General features: G+C 31.1%; 16 protein-coding genes. 13 read left to right on the top strand and 3 right to left on the bottom strand.

The features are described from left to right. Positions 1-20: 20 nt before the first annotated feature. The 5 genes from P8V03_RS07525 to P8V03_RS07505 all read left to right on the top strand — a co-directional run bounded on the left by P8V03_RS07525 (position 21) and on the right by P8V03_RS07505 (position 4,165). Positions 21-1,274, top strand: coding sequence for a hypothetical protein (locus P8V03_RS07525; RefSeq protein WP_318797699.1), 1,254 nt, complete (start codon positions 21-23; stop codon positions 1,272-1,274). Beyond that, positions 1,271-1,627, top strand: a complete 357-nt coding sequence (locus P8V03_RS07520) for an SMR family transporter (protein ID WP_318797697.1) — start codon at positions 1,271-1,273, stop codon at positions 1,625-1,627. Before P8V03_RS07525 ends, P8V03_RS07520 begins: the two co-directional genes overlap by 4 nt. A 28-nt stretch (positions 1,628-1,655) precedes the next feature. Then, positions 1,656-2,498 (top strand): PHP domain-containing protein, encoded by an 843-nt coding sequence (locus tag P8V03_RS07515; RefSeq protein WP_318797695.1) that lies wholly within the window; start codon positions 1,656-1,658, stop codon positions 2,496-2,498. A gap of 43 nt (positions 2,499-2,541) precedes the next feature. After that, entirely contained in the window at positions 2,542-3,735 is a 1,194-nt protein-coding gene (locus tag P8V03_RS07510; protein ID WP_318797693.1) for a pyridoxal phosphate-dependent aminotransferase, read from the top strand. A gap of 169 nt (positions 3,736-3,904) precedes the next feature. Beyond that, complete coding sequence (locus P8V03_RS07505) at positions 3,905-4,165, top strand: HPr family phosphocarrier protein (protein WP_261671501.1); 261 nt, start codon at positions 3,905-3,907, stop codon at positions 4,163-4,165. A gap of 46 nt (positions 4,166-4,211) precedes the next feature. Here the strand turns inward: P8V03_RS07505 and P8V03_RS07500 are convergent, their stop codons facing one another. Further along, positions 4,212-4,430, bottom strand: a complete 219-nt coding sequence (locus P8V03_RS07500; protein ID WP_261671500.1) for a DUF378 domain-containing protein — start codon at positions 4,428-4,430, stop codon at positions 4,212-4,214. 277 nt (positions 4,431-4,707) lie between these two features. On the opposite strand from P8V03_RS07500, the gene purB reads away from it, so the two are divergent. The 5 genes from purB (at position 4,708) to P8V03_RS07475 (ending at position 11,678) form a co-directional block, all read left to right on the top strand. After that, positions 4,708-6,138: an adenylosuccinate lyase gene (purB, locus tag P8V03_RS07495; RefSeq protein ID WP_318797689.1), complete on the top strand. Its 1,431-nt coding sequence runs from the start codon at positions 4,708-4,710 to the stop codon at positions 6,136-6,138. A gap of 347 nt (positions 6,139-6,485) precedes the next feature. Beyond that, positions 6,486-8,558: a glucose-specific PTS transporter subunit IIBC gene (ptsG, locus tag P8V03_RS07490; protein ID WP_318797687.1), complete on the top strand. Its 2,073-nt coding sequence runs from the start codon at positions 6,486-6,488 to the stop codon at positions 8,556-8,558. A gap of 124 nt (positions 8,559-8,682) precedes the next feature. Next, positions 8,683-8,937 carry a hypothetical protein gene (locus P8V03_RS07485; RefSeq protein ID WP_318797685.1) on the top strand — a complete coding sequence of 85 codons (255 nt, stop codon included), beginning with the start codon at positions 8,683-8,685 and terminating at the stop codon, positions 8,935-8,937. 129 nt (positions 8,938-9,066) lie between these two features. Continuing rightward, the gene (locus tag P8V03_RS07480; RefSeq protein WP_318797683.1) at positions 9,067-10,509 is read left to right on the top strand and encodes an NAD(P)/FAD-dependent oxidoreductase; all 1,443 of its coding nucleotides are present in this window, start codon (positions 9,067-9,069) and stop codon (positions 10,507-10,509) included. A gap of 314 nt (positions 10,510-10,823) precedes the next feature. Beyond that, the gene (locus P8V03_RS07475; RefSeq protein ID WP_318797681.1) at positions 10,824-11,678 is read left to right on the top strand and encodes a 4Fe-4S binding protein; all 855 of its coding nucleotides are present in this window, start codon (positions 10,824-10,826) and stop codon (positions 11,676-11,678) included. Between the two features lie 67 nt (positions 11,679-11,745). Here P8V03_RS07475 and P8V03_RS07470 read toward each other — a convergent pair whose 3' ends face one another. Continuing rightward, positions 11,746-12,681 (bottom strand): Rossmann-fold NAD(P)-binding domain-containing protein, encoded by a 936-nt coding sequence (locus tag P8V03_RS07470; RefSeq protein ID WP_318797679.1) that lies wholly within the window; start codon positions 12,679-12,681, stop codon positions 11,746-11,748. Between the two features lie 255 nt (positions 12,682-12,936). On the opposite strand from P8V03_RS07470, the gene P8V03_RS07465 reads away from it, so the two are divergent. Then, the gene (locus tag P8V03_RS07465; RefSeq protein WP_318797677.1) at positions 12,937-13,473 is read left to right on the top strand and encodes a 2'-5' RNA ligase family protein; all 537 of its coding nucleotides are present in this window, start codon (positions 12,937-12,939) and stop codon (positions 13,471-13,473) included. A 79-nt stretch (positions 13,474-13,552) separates the two neighbouring features. Continuing rightward, positions 13,553-14,488 (top strand): hypothetical protein, encoded by a 936-nt coding sequence (locus P8V03_RS07460; protein ID WP_318797675.1) that lies wholly within the window; start codon positions 13,553-13,555, stop codon positions 14,486-14,488. A gap of 44 nt (positions 14,489-14,532) precedes the next feature. Here P8V03_RS07460 and P8V03_RS07455 read toward each other — a convergent pair whose 3' ends face one another. After that, entirely contained in the window at positions 14,533-16,947 is a 2,415-nt protein-coding gene (locus P8V03_RS07455; RefSeq protein ID WP_318797673.1) for a Lon protease family protein, read from the bottom strand. 265 nt (positions 16,948-17,212) lie between these two features. On the opposite strand from P8V03_RS07455, the gene P8V03_RS07450 reads away from it, so the two are divergent. Then, the gene (locus P8V03_RS07450) at positions 17,213-17,626 is read left to right on the top strand and encodes an acyl-CoA thioesterase (protein WP_318797671.1); all 414 of its coding nucleotides are present in this window, start codon (positions 17,213-17,215) and stop codon (positions 17,624-17,626) included. Positions 17,627-18,430: the final 804 nt, after the last annotated feature.

Raw genomic sequence — 18,430 nt, 5'->3', positions numbered from 1 at the left:
GTAGAAAGGATTATATATTTATGAGAATAGAAAGCTTGAGGCAGGATAGATACTATAGAATAACTTTTTTACTAGGGATGGTAGCTTCTATACTATGGGTGATTTTTGTAAATGCAAAACCCTTTTCAGATTTTCAATATTATTATACTCTTGCAAAGAATATATCAGAGGGCTTGCCTTGGGGAGATACCTATACATCAGTAGGATATTCTATAATTCTAGGTAGCATATTTAAGATATTTGGAGCAAGTGTATTAAAAGCAAAAACTTTTAATTTAATACTAACTGCTGTAAATTACCTTTGCTTTTTATCTATACTAGAAAAGATGGATATAAAAGAAGTAGAAAGAAAAATTTTGTTTGCTTTATTTGTATTTATGCCAAGCAATATATTCTACAATAGTATACTAGCTACTGAAATAATATTTACAACTATACTACTGCTTATAACTAACCTTTATTTTAGTAAAATTAAACACAAGTATATATTAATTGGTGTTCTAACAGGTTTAAATACAATGGTGAAACCATTTTTTATTGCATTTGCTTTCGCAGTATTCCTAGTTGACTTTATCGTAGAGAAGAGATTTACAAAGGCAATTAAGAATTCAATGGTTATTTTAATAAGTTGCACAATTGTAATCTCACCATGGATTTATAGAAATACAAAACTGGTAGGACAGTTTACTTATGTATCAAACAATGGGGGAATAGTTTTATATATAAATAACAACTCTCAAAATAAATCTGGTCGATGGATGGCTGCTGGAGATGTTGAAAACTCTGTTGTAAACACAGAGGAATATAAAAATGCAAATGCAACTGAAAAAAATAAAATGTTAGGTACTGAGGCAAAAAAATGGATTAAGAATCATCCGAAGGAATTTGTAGAGCTTGGATTTAAGAGATTAACTAATACTTATTTTTGGGGAGATGATTTCCTATATAGTACCTATGGAAGTGGAATTAGTGAATACAAGAAAGCTATGTTATTTTCTATAACTAATAATATAAGGAATTTAATTTTTATTCCAGGGATTATATACATATTAATTTATAGTATAATAATTTTAAAAGAATTAGTTACAAATAGAAGAGATTATATAAATAGGTATGATTTATATAATACAGTATTGTTTTATATGTTTACCGGTATATATTTTATAACTGAGGGTCAAGGCAGGTATGCTTTTCCAGAAATATTTATAATGATATATTGCTTCTATCGTTTTTTAGCAACTGCAGTAAAGAAATATAAGGAGATAAGAACATGATTGTATTAATTTTAGTTTCAGTTTTTTTAGGTGCTATAGGACAAGTTCTTGTGAAATACGGAGCGTCAAGTCTTCAATTAAATTTTGCAGCCTCTTATTTTATTGAAAGTTTAATAGGAATACTAAAAAATGCTCCTGTAATGTGTGGGATTATATCCTATGGAGTAAGCTTTCTATTATGGATAAAAGTTTTAAGTAAGGTAGAGCTAAGTTATGCATATCCTATGGTTAGCATAGGTTATATACTTGTTATGTTTTTCTCATATTTTTTATTTAAGGAAAACATCTCATTAATGAGATTTATGGGAGTAGCTTTAATTATAGTTGGAGTAATATTAGTGGCAAGAAGCTAAAGAATAAATTAAGAAGATGGGTGATAAAATGCTTTACGCAGACTTGCACATTCACTCTAACTACTCTGATGGTAGGTTATCACCAGAAGAGATAGTTAATTTATCAATACAAAAGGATATAAAATGTATTTCTATAACGGATCATGACACTATAGATTCCCAGTATATTGTGAAGAAGTTTTCAAGTGACAAAAAAATAACATTAGTTTCAGGGTTAGAGTTAAGTTCTCAGTATAAAGATATTGAAATTCATATTTTGGCCTACTTTATTGACATAAATAATAGAAATCTAAAAATTAATTTAGATGAAATTAAAAATAGTCGGCAGGAAAGAGCTAAACAAATAATAGAAAACTTAAATAAGATAGATGTTAATATTTCTTTTGATGAAATTAGCAGTGAGAGTTTTGGTGATTCAATAGGAAGAGTTCATATAGCTAAGCTTCTTGTTAAAAAAGGTTATGCAGCTCATACAAAGGAGGCTTTTCAAAGATACCTTATAAAAGGCAGGCCTGCCTTTGTAGAAAGGTGTAAGATTGACTATAAAGAAGCACTTAAACTTATAAATGATGCTAATGGAGTAGCTGTCTTAGCTCATCCAGGAGAGATATATAAAAATATAATGATTGAGAAAATAATAAAAGATTTAAAAATATATGGATTAAAAGGTATAGAGGTTTTTCACCCAGCCCATTCATCTATGGAATCAAGCAAATATTATAGTATGGCTAAAAAGTATTCACTTGTTATTACAGGAGGAAGCGATTCCCATGGAACAATAGTAAATGGTGACTACACTTTAGGCACTATCGGTATGGATAAAACACTGACTTGCAAATTCTTAGACTATGATACAAGTAATAATTCATAGTCAATTATTAATATTTAAATTTATTGCATATGGAGGAAGTAAAATGATTTTTTCAAGAAAAGCAGAACAAATAGCACCATCTATTACTTTGGCTATAACAGCTAAAGCTAAAAAAATGAGATCAGAAGGAATTGATGTAATAGGTTTTGGAGCAGGGGAACCGGACTTTAATACTCCGGAACATATTCAAGAAGCTGCAATAAAGGCGATAAAAAATGGATTTACTAAATATACTCCCGCATCTGGGATAATGGAGTTAAAAGAGGCTATTATAGAAAAGTTTAAAAAAGATAATGGATTAAGCTATAATGCTTCTCAAATTATAGTATCTACAGGAGCTAAACAATGTTTGGCAAATGCTTTTGAAGCAACTTTAAACCCAGGAGATGAAGTAATTGTTCCTGTCCCATATTGGGTTAGTTATCCGGAGCTTATAAAGCTAGCAGATGGAGTTCCTGTATTTGTAGAGACTAAGGAAGAAAAGGATTTCAAATATACTATAGAAGAATTAAATAAAGTGGTAACAGATAAAACAAAGATGATAATTATAAATAGCCCTAACAATCCTACAGGAACTGTTTATACAAAGGAAGAGCTTGAATCTTTAGCAAACTTTGCTAAAGAAAAAGATATATTAATTTTAGCTGATGAAATATATGAAAAATTAATATATGGGAATACTAAACACGAAAGCATTGCTAGTTTGAGTGAAGATGCTTATAAAAGAACTATAGTTATAAATGGAGTTTCAAAGGCTTATTCTATGACAGGGTGGAGAATAGGTTATGCTGCTGCAAGTGAGGAAATAGTTAAGTTAATGTCGAATATCCAAAGTCATACTACATCAAATCCTAGTTCTATAGCACAATACGCATCAGTAGAGGCGCTAAATGGAAATAGTTCTGATATGGATGAAATGATTACTGAATTTAAAAAGAGAAGAGATTATATGGTAGATAAGATAAATAGCATTGATGGGCTATCTTGTATAAAACCGGAGGGTGCATTTTATGTAATGGTAAATATATCTAGGTTGTTCGGAAAAAGAGTTGATGGCATAGAGATAAAAGATTCAATGGGCTTTTCAGATTTATTATTAGAAAAGCAAAAGGTAGCAGTTGTACCTGGCATCGGATTTGGATTGGATAATTACGTAAGATTATCTTATGCTACATCTATGGAAAATATAAAAAACGGTTTAGATAGAATAGAAAGCTTTACAGGAATGTTAAAATAATATGGCTTTATTCTAGATTGTGGGTTAATAGGAAATGTATTCTAAAAAATAAAAATTATTATTGTGTAATCATTTTCATAAGAAAACAGATGTTGAAAGATGTAGAAAAAATGTTATAATAATAAGGTAAGTTTGTTAAATATTATAATGAATAATAGAGGTGAGTAATATGGTATCTAAAGAGGTTACTGTAAAAAGTGCAACTGGGTTACATGCAAGACCAGCAACTTTATTAGTTAAAAAAGCTTCTTCTTTCAAGTCTGACATAAGCATAGAATTTGATGGAAAGAAAGCTAATGTAAAGAGTTTAATAGGTGTTTTATCACTAGGAGTTACTAAAAATGCAACTGTAAAGGTTATTGCATCTGGTGATGATGAAGCATTAGCAGCAGAGGAAGTTGCTAAATTAATAGAATCAATAGAAGAATAATTTATGACAAGATAAATAAAAGGCTCAAAATATATGAGCCTTTTATTTATTGTTTAAAACTCTGTTTTGTTTTAATTAAAAGCATTAAAAGATTAGCTCCTGATACGCCAATTAGGATGTAGACCAACCTTCCAATTAAATTTGCAGGTTCACCAAAAAGAACCCCTACTAAATTTAGATTAAACAAGCCTATTAGCCCCCAGTTTATTGCTCCGATAATTGCTAAAACTAAAGAAATTTTGTCTATAAGTTTAAGTTTATACATAAGATACCCCCAAAACCCTATAAATTTTTCACTAGTAAATTATATTATTAGCAAAATAAATTAGAACAGTTTGTACACAATTTGTTTAACATAGATAAGAAAGCTAGTTTAAAATTTAAGTATAACTTTGAATTGATAGGGTAAATTTAAAATTATAAAATTATACTAATTAGAAGAAAAAATACGAATGTACATATATAAAATACAATTAATATATGTTATAATATGAATGAAAAACATAAAAAATAAAATTATATACGTGCGGAGGTGCCTTGGCATGAGAGATACATATAGTACACCTTTAAATACAAGATATGCTTCTAAAGAAATGAGTTATTTATTTTCAGAGGAAAAAAAGTTTAAAACATGGAGAAAGCTTTGGGTAGCACTAGCTGAGTGTGAAAGAAAATTAGGATTAAATATAACTGATGAGCAAATTAAAGAACTTAAAGAGAATGTAGATAACATAAATTATGAAGAGGCAGAAAAACGGGAGAGAGAAGTGCGTCACGATGTTATGAGTCATGTCTATGCCTACGGACTTCAATGCCCAACTGCTAAAGGAATAATACACTTAGGAGCAACTAGTTGTTATGTAGGAGATAACACTGACTTAATAGTAATGAAGGAAGCACTTATTATAATTAAGAAGAAAATAATAAATATAATCAGCTCTTTATCTAAGTTTGCTATAGAGTACAAAGATTTAGCTACACTTGGCTTTACACATTTACAACCAGCACAGCTTACTACAGTTGGTAAAAGGGCAACTCTTTGGATTCAAGATTTGTATCTTGATTTAGAGAATCTAGAGTTTGTAATTGATCATATGAGGTTCAGAGGAGTAAAAGGAACTACTGGAACTCAAGCAAGCTTTATGGAGTTATTTAATAGCGATGAGGATAAGGTAAAACAGTTAGATAAGATGGTAAGTAAAGAAATGGGTTTTGAAAATGAGTTTATGGTTACAGGACAGACTTATCCAAGAAAACTAGATTCTACAATATTAAATACACTTTCAGAAATTGCTCAAAGTGCCTATAAATTCAGTAACGATTTGAGACTTCTTCAAAGTATGAAGGAGATGGAAGAGCCATTTGAAAAAAATCAAATTGGTTCATCAGCTATGGCTTACAAGAGAAATCCTATGAGATCTGAAAGAATGGGTGCATTAGCTAGGTACATTATAGTAAATTCATTAAATCCAGCGATAACTGCTTCAACTCAATGGTTTGAAAGAACATTAGATGATTCTGCTAATAAAAGAATATCGGTATCGGAAGCATTTTTAGCATTAGATGGGGTTTTAAACCTATACATGAATGTAGCTAGCAATATGGTAGTATATCCAAAAGTTATAGAATCCCATATAAAAAGTGAACTTCCATTTATGGCTACAGAAAATATTATCATGGCAGCAGTTAAAAATGGAGGCGACAGGCAGGAACTACACGAGAGAATAAGACAGCACTCTATGGAGGCAGCTAAGATGGTAAAAGTAGAAGGGAAAGACAATGATCTACTTCAAAGGATTATAGAGGATAAGTTCTTTAACATGACAGAGGACGAAATTCAAGCATTAGTAGATCCTAACAAATTTGTAGGAAGGGCGCCAGGGCAGGTAATAGATTTTATAGAGGAAATAATAAAGCCTGTTTTGGATAAAAACAAAGATATGTTAGGGGAAAAAGCAGAAATAAATGTGTAATTGAGAAAAAATATAAAAAAATTAAAAAACTATTGAAAAGTGAAAAATAATTTGTTATAATTCACATATAAAGTTGCTAGGCGAAGTCATATAACATTTAGTCTAGCATAGAAATTAATAACTTAATTTGCGTGTTACTGATTCGATCAGGCATGAGCAAAAGTAATCACATAGTTAGATTGATATCTATTTTTACTAGTGGAATAGATATAGTCTATCTTGATTACCTTGCTCATGCCTTTTGTGTTTTGGCATGGAAAATTAAGTTAATGGATTAATTCAAAATTTTTTACACACAATAATTTAAAATAATAATTAAGAATCAACTATTGAAAGGAGTTAATTATATGTCTAAAAAAGGCAGTGCTTTCGGTGTACTACAACAGGTTGGTAAAGCTTTAATGCTTCCAGTTGCGATATTGCCAGCAGCGGGTATGTTACTTGCTTTTGGTAACTTGTTTCAAAATCCTAACTTTTTAAAATATGCTACATTTTTAAGTGGTCATGGCTTCCAAACATTTGCTAGAGTTATGGAACAATCAGGAGATATTATATTTGGTAATCTTTCACTATTATTTGCAGTAGGTGTTGCAGTTGGACTTGCAGGTGGAGAGGGTGTTGCAGGACTAGCAGCAATTGTTGGTTTCTTAATAATGAATAAAACCTTAGGAATTGTAGCGGGAGTTACTCCAGAGGTACTAGCAGGCAACAATCCAGCTTTCGCATCAATTTTAGGTATTCCATCACTACAAACCGGTGTATTTGGTGGTATACTAATGGGTATTGTGGCAGCACAGCTTTATAAGAGATTTTACAATATAGAATTACCTTCATACTTAGGATTCTTTGCTGGAAAGAGATTTGTTCCTATTGTAACAGCAGTTTCAGCTATATTTTTAGGAATTATACTTGTGTTTATATGGCCGCCAATCCAACATGGATTAAATGCATTCTCAACTAACATGATTGATACTAACAGAACTTTAGCAGCATTTATATTTGGTGTTATAGAAAGATCCTTAATACCATTTGGATTACACCATATATTCTACAACCCATTCTGGTATCAATTTGGAGAATATGTAAGTAAAGCAACAGGTCAAATTGTAAATGGAGACCAAAAGATATTCTTTGCTCAGATGACAGACTTTGCAAGATATGGAGTTCTTAGCAACGGTGCTACTCAGTTTACAGCAGGTACATTTACCACTGGTAAGTTTCCATTCATGATGTTTGGTTTACCAGCAGCAGCTTTAGCTATGTATCATGAAGCGAAACCAGAAAAGAAATTACTAGCTGGAGGTATACTTGCATCAGCAGCATTAACTTCATTCTTAACTGGTATAACAGAGCCAATAGAGTTCTCATTCTTATTCGTTGCACCAGTATTATTCGGAATTCACGCTATATTTGCAGGACTATCCTTTATGGTAATGCAGATATTAAATGTCAAAATAGGAATGACCTTCTCTGGTGGATTAATAGATTATATTCTATTCGGAGTAATACCAAACAGAACAGCATGGTGGTTAGTAATTCCAGTAGGGTTAGCTTTTGCCGTAATTTACTACTTTGGATTTAGATTTGCTATAAGAAAGTGGGATCTTAAGACTCCAGGTCGTGAAAGCGATACTGAGGAGGCAAGTGCATCTTCAGGAAGTATAGCTGGGGGAGAATTAGCAGCAGGTATACTAAAGGCATTAGGTGGAAAAGAAAATATAACTAACCTTGATGCATGTATAACTCGTTTAAGAGTAAGTGTAAATGATGTTAAGAACGTAGATAAAGCTGAGCTTAAGAAACTAGGTGCAGCAGGTGTTATGGAGGTTGGAAATAATATCCAAGCTATATTTGGAGGAAAGTCAGACCAATTGAAAACTCAAATTAAAGATATAATGTCTGGAAAAACTCCAACGGTTATAGAAGAAAAAACAGTAACAAAAGGAGTAGCTGCTACCAACGCAGGAAACAGCACTTTTGTGGCTCCAATTGAAGGTAAAATATTACCTATATCAGAGGTTCCAGATGAAGTTTTCTCACAAAAAATGATGGGAGATGGATTCGCAATAGAACCAGCAAAGGGAGAGGTTGTATCACCAGTAAATGGAACGATAACAACTATATTCCCTACTAAACACGCTATAGGAATAACTGCAGATAATGGAAGAGAAATTTTAATTCACTTCGGTATAGATACAGTAAATTTAAAGGGCGAAGGCTTAGAGGCTCTAGTTGAACAAGGAGCTACGGTAAAAGTTGGACAGCCAATTTTAAAGGTTAATCTAGCGGAAGTAAAAGGAAAGGTTCCATCAGTTATTACACCAATTATATTTACTAATTTAGCTGAAGGAGAGACAGTATCAGTTAAAGCAGGCCAGCAGGTTAAAGCTGGAGAAAAAAATATTGTAACTATAAAATAATAAAGAAACCAGTGTGTACTAAAATAAGTACATACTGGTTTTTTACTTTATTGTGTCATAATCCAAAGTATTTCATAATATTTTAATAACAACAGCGTGATATTATGATTATGAGGTGAGCATAGTGTGTACACAAATATATCAAAGTGCTGATTTTAAAATTTATAAAGCGGGAGATGGATATATAGTCCATAACACACACAAGAACTTTAAAGAAGGTCATACACATGTGAAAAAGTACGATACATGCATGGTTATGATTAAACTAGTTAAGAGAAAGCTCATACCTAAAAGTAAAAGTAAACATTTTATCGAGAGTCTTCTAAGAATAAGTGATGATGGAAGGTATAATAATATAATAAAGGAGTGTATTCAATAGTCCTGGGTTATCCCAGGACTTTTATAAGTATATAGAAGAAAGCAGTAATAATTGAAAAATGATTAAAAATATTATATAATATTTAAAACAAAGTGATAATAATTATTTGCGTTGAGGGGAGGAATTATTATGTATGATATAGTTATTATTGGAGCAGGAGTGGTAGGTGCAGCTATAGCTAGAGAGCTATCCAGGTATAAATTGAACGTATGTATAATAGACAGAAGTGAAGATGTAAGCAGCGGAGCTTCAAAGGCTAATAGTGGAATAGTTCACGGTGGTTACTCTGATAAACCAGGAACATTAAAAGCTGAGCTATGCGTTAAGGGTAGTAGAATGTTTGAAAAGCTTAACAGGGAGTTAAACTTTGGATATAGAGAGACCGGTTCCTTAGTACTTGCTTTTTCTGAGGAAGAGAAAGATTACTTGGAAAAGCTTTATGATGATGGAATAAAAAATGGTGTCAAAGGTATGGAAATAATAGATGGTAATAAGGCTAGAGAACTAGAGCCTTATATAAGTAAAGATGTTAAATGGGCACTTTATTGTAAAGATGCTGGTGTATGCTCACCTTATGAGTTTACCATAGCACTTATTGAGAATGCCATTGAAAACGGTGTGAAATTAAAGCTAGGCACTGAGGTTTTAGGTATAGAAAAAAAAGTTGATCATTTTGTAGTTCATACAAAAAAAGGAGACTTTCAATCAAAATATATAATTAATGCGGCAGGAGTATTTAGTGATAAAATAGCAGCAATGGTTGGAGCAGATGACTTCTATATCATTCCTAGAAAAGGGGAGTATGTACTGTTAAATAAGGATCAATCCTATCTAGCTGGTAAAGTTATATTCCAGGTTCCTTCAGATAAAGGAAAGGGAATATTAGTAACCACAACCTATCATGGAAACCTTATGATAGGGCCTAATGCTCAGGAGGTAGATTATAAAGAAGATGTATCTACAGATGAGAATTCACTAAAATACATTATAGATACAGCAAGAAAATCAATAGAGGGATTTGATATAAAAAAGGCCATAACAAGTTTTTCAGGAATAAGGGCAACTAGTAATAGAAAAGATTTTATAATTGAAGAAACAAAAATTAAAGGTTTTATAAATGTTGCGGGAATTGATTCGCCAGGGTTAACATCATCTCCTGCAATTGCGGCAAAAGTAGTAGAAATACTTAAAAAGAACTTTTGTCATTTAGAAGAAGACAAAGACTTCAGTCCTTATAGGAAAGGCATTATTGTAAAAAAAGATAAAAATTTTCAGGGTGACATTAATTGTCAGGAACCAGAAAAACACATAATATGCAGATGTGAGCAGGTTACTGAAGCGGAGATTGTTGATGCTATTCATAGAAATATACCAGTGAAATCTATTGATGCTATCAAGAGGCGTACGAGAGCAGGTATGGGAATGTGTCAAGGAGCTTTTTGTGGCAAAAGAGTGAAAGAAATAATTGCTAGAGAGCTTAACATTCCTATAGGTGAAGTTCTGCAAAGAGAGGATAAATCTTCAGATTTAATAAAAAGAGTAAAAAGAAGTGATATTATAAATATAGAGTAATATGTAATAAAAGCCTTGGGATGCCCAGGGCTTTTATTACATAGTTTTAAATATAAGTTTTCTCACTTTACAGCAACTGTTTTGTTTTTGTAATATATCTGTTATAATAGTAATTGCGATTTTAGCACAGTAAATATAAGCATGTATTGAGATATTAACTTGGTGTACTATTATTTTTAACAGTGTGTTAAGTTTTTGTCTGGCAATTTAAAGTTTTAAAACGCCAAATTGTAAACAATGAAGGACAAGTATTATAGGGCGGGTTAATAGAGATTACGTAATTGTACATATTTGCTAATGGAGGTTTTTTAAAGATGAATAAGAAAGAGATTGCAGAATTAAAACTTCAAGGATATTTGCAGCAACAAGATCAGGAATACTTTTCGGTAAGGGTTATATCTAATGCTGGAACTATGACAGCAGTTCAAATGATAAGAATAGCAGAAATCTCACAAAAATACGGAAGAGGGAATATGGGCTTTACTTCTCGCATGTGTGTAGAGATTCCCTGGATTAAATATGAAGATATTGAGGCTGTGAAAAAGGAAATGGAAGATGCAGGGCTTTGTACAGGAGGTACAGGCTTAAAGGTTGAGCCTATAGTGGCATGTAAAGGAACGGTATGTTCCTATGGATTAATAGATACTCAAGATTTATGTAGAAAACTTCATGAAAAGCATTTTGAAAAGGATCTTCCGGCAAAATTCAAAATAGGAGTGGTAGGTTGTCCCAATAACTGTGTGAAAGCACCAATAAATGATCTTGGTTTTATGGGACAAAGAATTCCGATGGTATTGGAGGATAAATGTAAAGGCTGTCAACTTTGTCTTAGAGACTGTCCGGTTAAAGCAATAGAAAAGGTTGGTAACATAGTGCAAGTTGATTATGACAAATGCATACATTGTGGTAGATGTATAAGAGTATGTCCCTTCAAGGCTATGGCTGCTGAAAAGGAAGGCGTAGCAGTATTTATAGGTGGGAAGTTTGGAAGAAAACACCGAATAGGTGATAGAATTGATAATATATTTTCACTAGAAGACGCAGAAAGAATTGCAGATAAGGTTATAGCTTACTACAATGAAAAGGGTAATCCAGGAGAAAGACTTGGAAACACCATTGATAGAATAGGTTTAGAAAATGTAAGAAGAGCTGTATTCGGAGAAGAATAGCATTTTTAAGGTTATAGGTTATAAAAATAGTCTTTAAGGAAATAGATCTTTAAAGACTATTTTAGATTTAATTTATAATAAAATCTTTAAATATTTTAACATCTTTCTTATATACATTTGCGCTAAAAGATTCACTGATTTTTTCGCTAACAGTTCTGTACAATAGAGAAGGTGTATTATTTACAACATAGTAATAAAGACCATCTTTTTTATAAATAGGATTGTTTATTTTAGTGTTTACTGTTCCCTCGATTGCCTTTCCTGCATTTGCAGATGCATCAATTATTAAACAGTTTTTTTTCATTCTTTTTTGATTTTCTAGAGTAAGTATGTGAAGACCTTCTCTATCTATTTCTATACCGTTTATAACCATGTCGAAAGTATGAACAGAGTCTATAAATTCATTCAACGTTTTTCTATAAAATAACCTCACATTATTGCTGAACTTGGAGATAGCTGCAAAAGCTCCTTGAGATACATTTCCAGAACCTAAAATTGCAATATTCCAATTAGGGTTTGGAATTGAACCATAATTGATTAAGGCATGTAGGACAGCGGAATAACCGGCAGTAAAGCTATTATCTTTTATAAAATTAGGCTTAATCCAATCTATTTTCTTCTGTGCATCTTGATAGTAAACTGTTGGGTGTATGTTGTCTAAGTCGACAATGATGAGATCTTTAATTTTGGCTTGATCTTCCATGAACTTTCCCCCAGAGCCATGTGGATGAATCCAGCCGATAATCATTTGATTATTTCTTATATATTTATAGTCTTCCTCACCAATAAGTTTTAATGAAAATACTGCATCACACTCTGAGTATATTTCTTTTCTAGACGCTATATTGCAGCCTACTTCTTCATATTTTTTATCAGTTAAATCCAAGTTCATACCAAAGTTATGCTCTACTATAATTTCATTTTCGAAGTTACGTACATGTTCTGGCAATAGAGCTACTCTTTTCTCACCTGGAAAGCTTGGTATAATAAAACCTAATTTCATAATTATTTAACCCCCTATATAATTGAAGTGTCTAGTAACTTTTCTGTTCTCCTTGAACCTTTTGAATGAGATTTTGTTTATATTGGAAAAGTAGTAGAATTGAATTATAGAAAATAAAGTGACAACTTAAATATATCATGAAGTTGTTGGATTGTAAAGGAAATTAAGTTTTGTTAATATAAATTTGAAAAAGTGCAAAACATATAAAAAGGCTAAGCTACTTAATTAATATTAATTTAAAGGAGTTGAATATAAGTGGAAAGATATGTTTTGGTATGCAATATAAATGGGGAAGCTTCTAGATTCCATAATAAGATAACAAATGAGGTTTGTCATAAGTTTAATAAAAGACCTCAGAAATTACCTGCTCACATTACATTGAAAGCGCCTTTTGAAACAAACAAAATAGAGGAAATGATAGAAGTTTTGGAAAGATTTGTTTCTGTCAGAAAAAAGTCTCCTATAAAGATTGAAGGCTTTGGAAAATTTAGGCGAGATGTTGTATTTATGGACGTCCAAGTATCTCTGGAAGCTAAAAAGGTGCATGACCAGTTGATAGAGGAACTTGGAAAGATTCCATGGATAGAATTTAAACGTAATGAAGGCAAAGATAAAGTATTTCATTGTACTATACTTTCTAGAAGGATACAGGATAAATTTGATCAAATATGGGACTATGTAAATAAATATGATTGTAACTTTGATAGTTATTTTGATAATTTATCATTATATCAATGGAAGGATAACACATGGATACTTGACAGACAGTTTAAGTTTAAGGAATCTGACTAAAAATTTGTTGATACTAATTCAGTAACTGCTACTATGGGTAAAACATATTATATATTAATAAGTTTTTGGAGGCAGTGAATTGAAGAAGCGTAGCGACTTTGATAAGTTAATAGATATGTTTTTATATGTCTTGCCTAAGTACCTGAAAAACATCGACAACGATAGGTATGAGAAAGAGAATATAGGAGAAGAGGCGTTAATTCGTATATTAGATAAAATAGATTTTAAAGAATTGACTAAAGAATTAATTAAAGAAGATAAGGAAGCAAATAGTAATAAGACATCAAGGAATGTGAATAAGCAAGAAGATGAGCAAAGTGTAAAGAAAAGCTATCATGATGATAGAACTGAGAAAGAACATTCTAACAAAAATCAAGTTAGTGAGGACAAGAAGGATTCAAAAGAAGATATAGACAAAGTTACTAGGAAAATAGATCAAGGTAAGGAAAGTAGAGCTGATGAAAAGAAGAAGGAAGTAGAAAGGAAAGGTAGTGATAATCAAGAATCTGATAAACAAGTTTTAGATAATAAAAAATATGAAGTTAAAGTACTTAAAGAAGATTGCAGTACTTGTTTTAATGGACTTAAAGATGCATTAAAGAAATTAATAGGAGAAAGAATTACGTTGTCCCTTGAAGGGTGTCTTGGAGGAATAATAGATGATGCAATTTTGCTAGCTGTTGAAAATAGTATTGTAAAGTTAAAAACAAGGGAAAAAACTATCGTGCTGATACCAATTAATGAAATTGTATCAGTAAAATCAGAAGAAATATCTTCAATGAAGTTTAATGTTGATTCTAAGACACTCGAAGGCATTTGCAATAAAAGCATGGATTTAAGCAGGTATTTTAATTTAAATGTTGGTAAAACTATTTCGTTGAGAACTAAAGGAGAAGGAGAATTTAAATATATTAGTAGAAAAAAAATAACTGGATCATGGACAGGAGTTGTAGTATTAGAGGGTAACATGCTAATATCTATTTGCAAAGTTCTTTTAATCGAGGAAACAGATTAAAAAAGGCTGTTGAGTAGTACATACTACCAACAGTCTTTTCTAATTTATTTCTTTAAAAGGCTTCTATATCTACCAAGCTTATTTAAAATCCGTTGTTTGATAAAGTCCATTGAAGATAGACCCTCTTTATCTAGTTCACTAAAATCGAATAAAATTTCAATACAATCTTCTATAGTTTTAACTGAATAAAGATGAAATAAGCCCTTTTCAACAGCAGCGACTACTTCACTCTTTAAAACCAAATCCTGTAAGTTGGAATTAGGAATAGTTACTCCCTGCTTTCCTTCTAAATTAAATAAACCGCATATGTCAAAATAACCCTCTATCTTTTCATTTACTCCGCCTATAGGTTGAATTTCCCCCTTTTGATTAACAGAGCCAGTTATCGCAATACTTTGTTTTATAGGTATGTCGCTGAGACTGGATATAAGAGCTAAAAGTTCAGCAGCAGAAGCACTATCACCTTCTATGCCGGAGTAAAGTTGTTCAAAAACTATTTTTCCGTTGAAAGAAAGGGAGGTGTTTTGACCTAGAAATTCCCCTATAAAACCAGAAAGGATCATAATACCTTTGCTGTGTATATTACCACTTAAATTTGCTTCTCTTTCAATGTTGGTAATACCCTGCTTTCCAGCAAAGGTGGTAGCAGTTATTCGATGTTGTTGACCTACTGTAGAGTCGCCAAAGTTCATAACAGATAAACCATTAATCTGACCTATTTTAGAGTTTTTAAAGTCTACAATATACTTACCTTCCTTATACATCTGTAGAACCTTATTTTTTGCAAGTTCATGCATTGAATGAAGTTCTTCTATTGCATGAACAACATGTTGCCTATCTATCAATTTTGAACTATCCTTTATTGCAAAAACATGAGATACATCTATAATTTCCAGCAGTTTATTCATATAGGCAGTGAAATAATTTTGATTTTCTGCAAGTCTAGAGGAATATCTAAACAATTCTTTTACACCATCTCTAGTAATATGGCAAAATTTATTTTCATTAATATAATTGTTTATAAAACCGAGAATATTTTTGGTATTAATTGAATCTTTTTCTATTTTACTATCAAACTCAGACTTTATCTTAAAAAGCTTATTAAAGTCATAATCCTGCTGAGATAACAAAGAGTAGGTGATACTACTTCCTACGAGAATGATTTTAACCTTTAAAGGTATATATTCAGGAGTTAAGGTAACTATTGGGAACAATTCCATATTGTTTTTAGAATTTTGCACAACTATAGCTTCAGATTTTAAACACCTTTTAAGTGCCTTCCAAGCGTTGGGATTACTTAGAAGCTGTTCAGCATTAACAACTAGGAAACCACCATTAGCTAAATGAAGACTTCCTGGTCGTATCATAGTGAAATCAGTTACTGTATTTCCCTGTATATTTTCATATTCGATTTTTCCAAAAATACTGTTATAAGTAGGAGAATCTTCATAAATAACAGGAGCACCCTTACCTATTTTATTAGTAGAAATAATTTTTACATCATATCTTCTAAAAAAGTGTTTTGAAAACTTAAAAATATATTCCTTGGAATCAGTGCCGGATTCTTCTTTGTCCTCTCTCTTGTTAACAGAGTCTTCACCACTATTACGCTTTAAAAAAGCACTGATATTTTGAATTATATCTTTTTGAAGCATATCTAAGTAGCTAATAATTTTGCTGTACTTTTCATACTTGTTTTTTAAAATTTCAATCTGTTCAAGCACTATATTTTTTGACAGGCTATAATCTAAGGTTTTAAGTTCCTCAAGCATTAACTTATTTAAAGCAGATATTCTCTTTAAGAGCTCATAAGAAAGCAGTTTGAGTTCATTAGAACTCTTGTTAATTCTTGATTTTTCATCTGTAGATAATTTGTTATAGGTATCAATATCCATTTTCTTTCCTTCGCTTAAAGGTATAAAAATAAAGTTTCCATTATCATCATGTTCTACAGCAAAGTTGTTCTCTGAAGCTTCATCGTAAATTTCTCGAGATATTTCTAAGACCATTTTTTCATATTTTTCAACAATTTTTCTCTTAGCATTTTCATAACTTTTACTATCAAAAACGGTAGGAACTTTTCTAAATAAATCGTTTATAACTAGAGCTATAGATTCCCTAAAGCTTTCAGCAGTTCCAGTAGGCAGCGAAAGTGCTATAGGTTTATGACTATCTCTAAAGTTATATACGTAACACCAGTCATGAGGGTCTTCAAGAGTTTTTGCATATTCCTCGATTTTATTTACTATATAACTAGTTTTACCTGTACCACTGGGGCCAGAAACATATATATTGTATTCTTTTTTATCCATTAAAAGACCTAAGTCTATAGATTTAGCAGCTTTGCTTTGACCTATTATATTTTTATAAGGAGATAATTCTTCAGTAGTATCAAATTTAGGAAGTACATCAAAATTTAACTCTAAATCTTTTGAAGTTAACTCTAAATAAGTTGACATTTAATCACCTTCATTTCTTTTCAAATTACTAATATCATAGGAAGAGTCTATATTAAAATCAGCTACAGTAAATTAATTTCTAAAAAGCATTTTAAACAGTACTAAGTATTTGTATTGTCTAAAGTAAGAATAAATCTCATTTAAGTTTTACTTTATATAATATGCAAGTTGGAGTTAAATGGAAACTGTAAAGATAATATATAGACAAAATATATATTCAGAGTAAAATAGTATTATATGTAAATATTAAAAGAAGGTGAATTAAATGTATGTAAGTGAAACAAAATTAAAAGTAAGATATGTGGAAACAGACCAGATGGGAATTGTCCACCATTCTAACTATTATGCTTGGTTTGAAGTTGGTAGAGGAGATTTTATACAGAAACTAGGAATGAGCTATAGTGACATGGAAAAGAAAGGTATTATGATGCCCTTAGTGGAAACTTATTGTAAGTATCATGAAGGGGCAAAGTATGAGGATGACATAGTAATACAAACCTTTGTTGAAGAGTTAAGCCCTATAAAAGTAATCTTTAACTATAATGTAATCAGAGAGGTAGATAGTAAGGTTTTAGCAAAGGGAAAAACTACTCAAACTTTTATTAATAAGGACTTTAAAATAATTAATTTGAAGAAGAACCATAATGACTTATGGGAAAAACTTCAGCAGTTAAAGTAAGGCTTAGAATTCAGTTATAATGAGACTTAAGTATTTATACATACAGATGTATATGAAGCACTCTATTAGTCTTGGCTTCTGAGGCAGCATCTGGTGCTGTTTTGATTTTAAAAAGGTTAAATTTTTTAATTATCTCATACCTTTTTAAAATCAGTGTCATCAGAGGCTGATTTTCTTTTTCGAAACTAACTGTAGTCTATATGCAGATAACAAAATTTTAATTATTAATTTAAGTTTCGTTTTTTATTTTATTGAAAAAATATAAGGCTATAAGTTTTTATATTGCAACATTTTCATTAGTAAGATAGATGAACGTATCTTAATTTATACAAGTTTTGTAATTGCTGATAACTATTTAGAGATGAAATGGTATCAACTGATTCAAGTGTATCATCATCAATCATATTTAGATATAGTTAGGATTTTTAAGCGTAATTGAGTTAATCTAAAATAGGAGCATACTTATATAGTTTTAAAGAATGATAAAGATGATAGAATAACATTCGTTGCTGAAAAGTCAGTGACCAAGTTCATAAAGTAACCTATTAAAATCTTTAGAGAAATCTATTGACATAGGAAAATATTTATGATATTATGTAAAAGTTGTGAAAACGACAGAAAATAAAAATAATTTACAAAATTCTTGACAGGCTCAAATGTATGTGATAATATAAATGAGCGGTTAAACTATAAAAGATGATCCTTGAAAATTAAACAGAGTAAAGATAAGATAACTTATTTTTGAATAAACCAGCAATTCTTTAATGAATCTTCTCAATAAACTGAGAGGCAAGCGACTATCAC

Origin of the sequence: Clostridium tanneri (assembly GCF_033659955.1) — a bacterium.
GTDB lineage: Bacteria > Bacillota > Clostridia > Clostridiales > Clostridiaceae > Clostridium_AM > Clostridium_AM tanneri.
The sequence above is the reverse complement of the archived record's forward strand: the minus strand, read 5'-3'. Positions and strand labels throughout refer to the sequence as shown.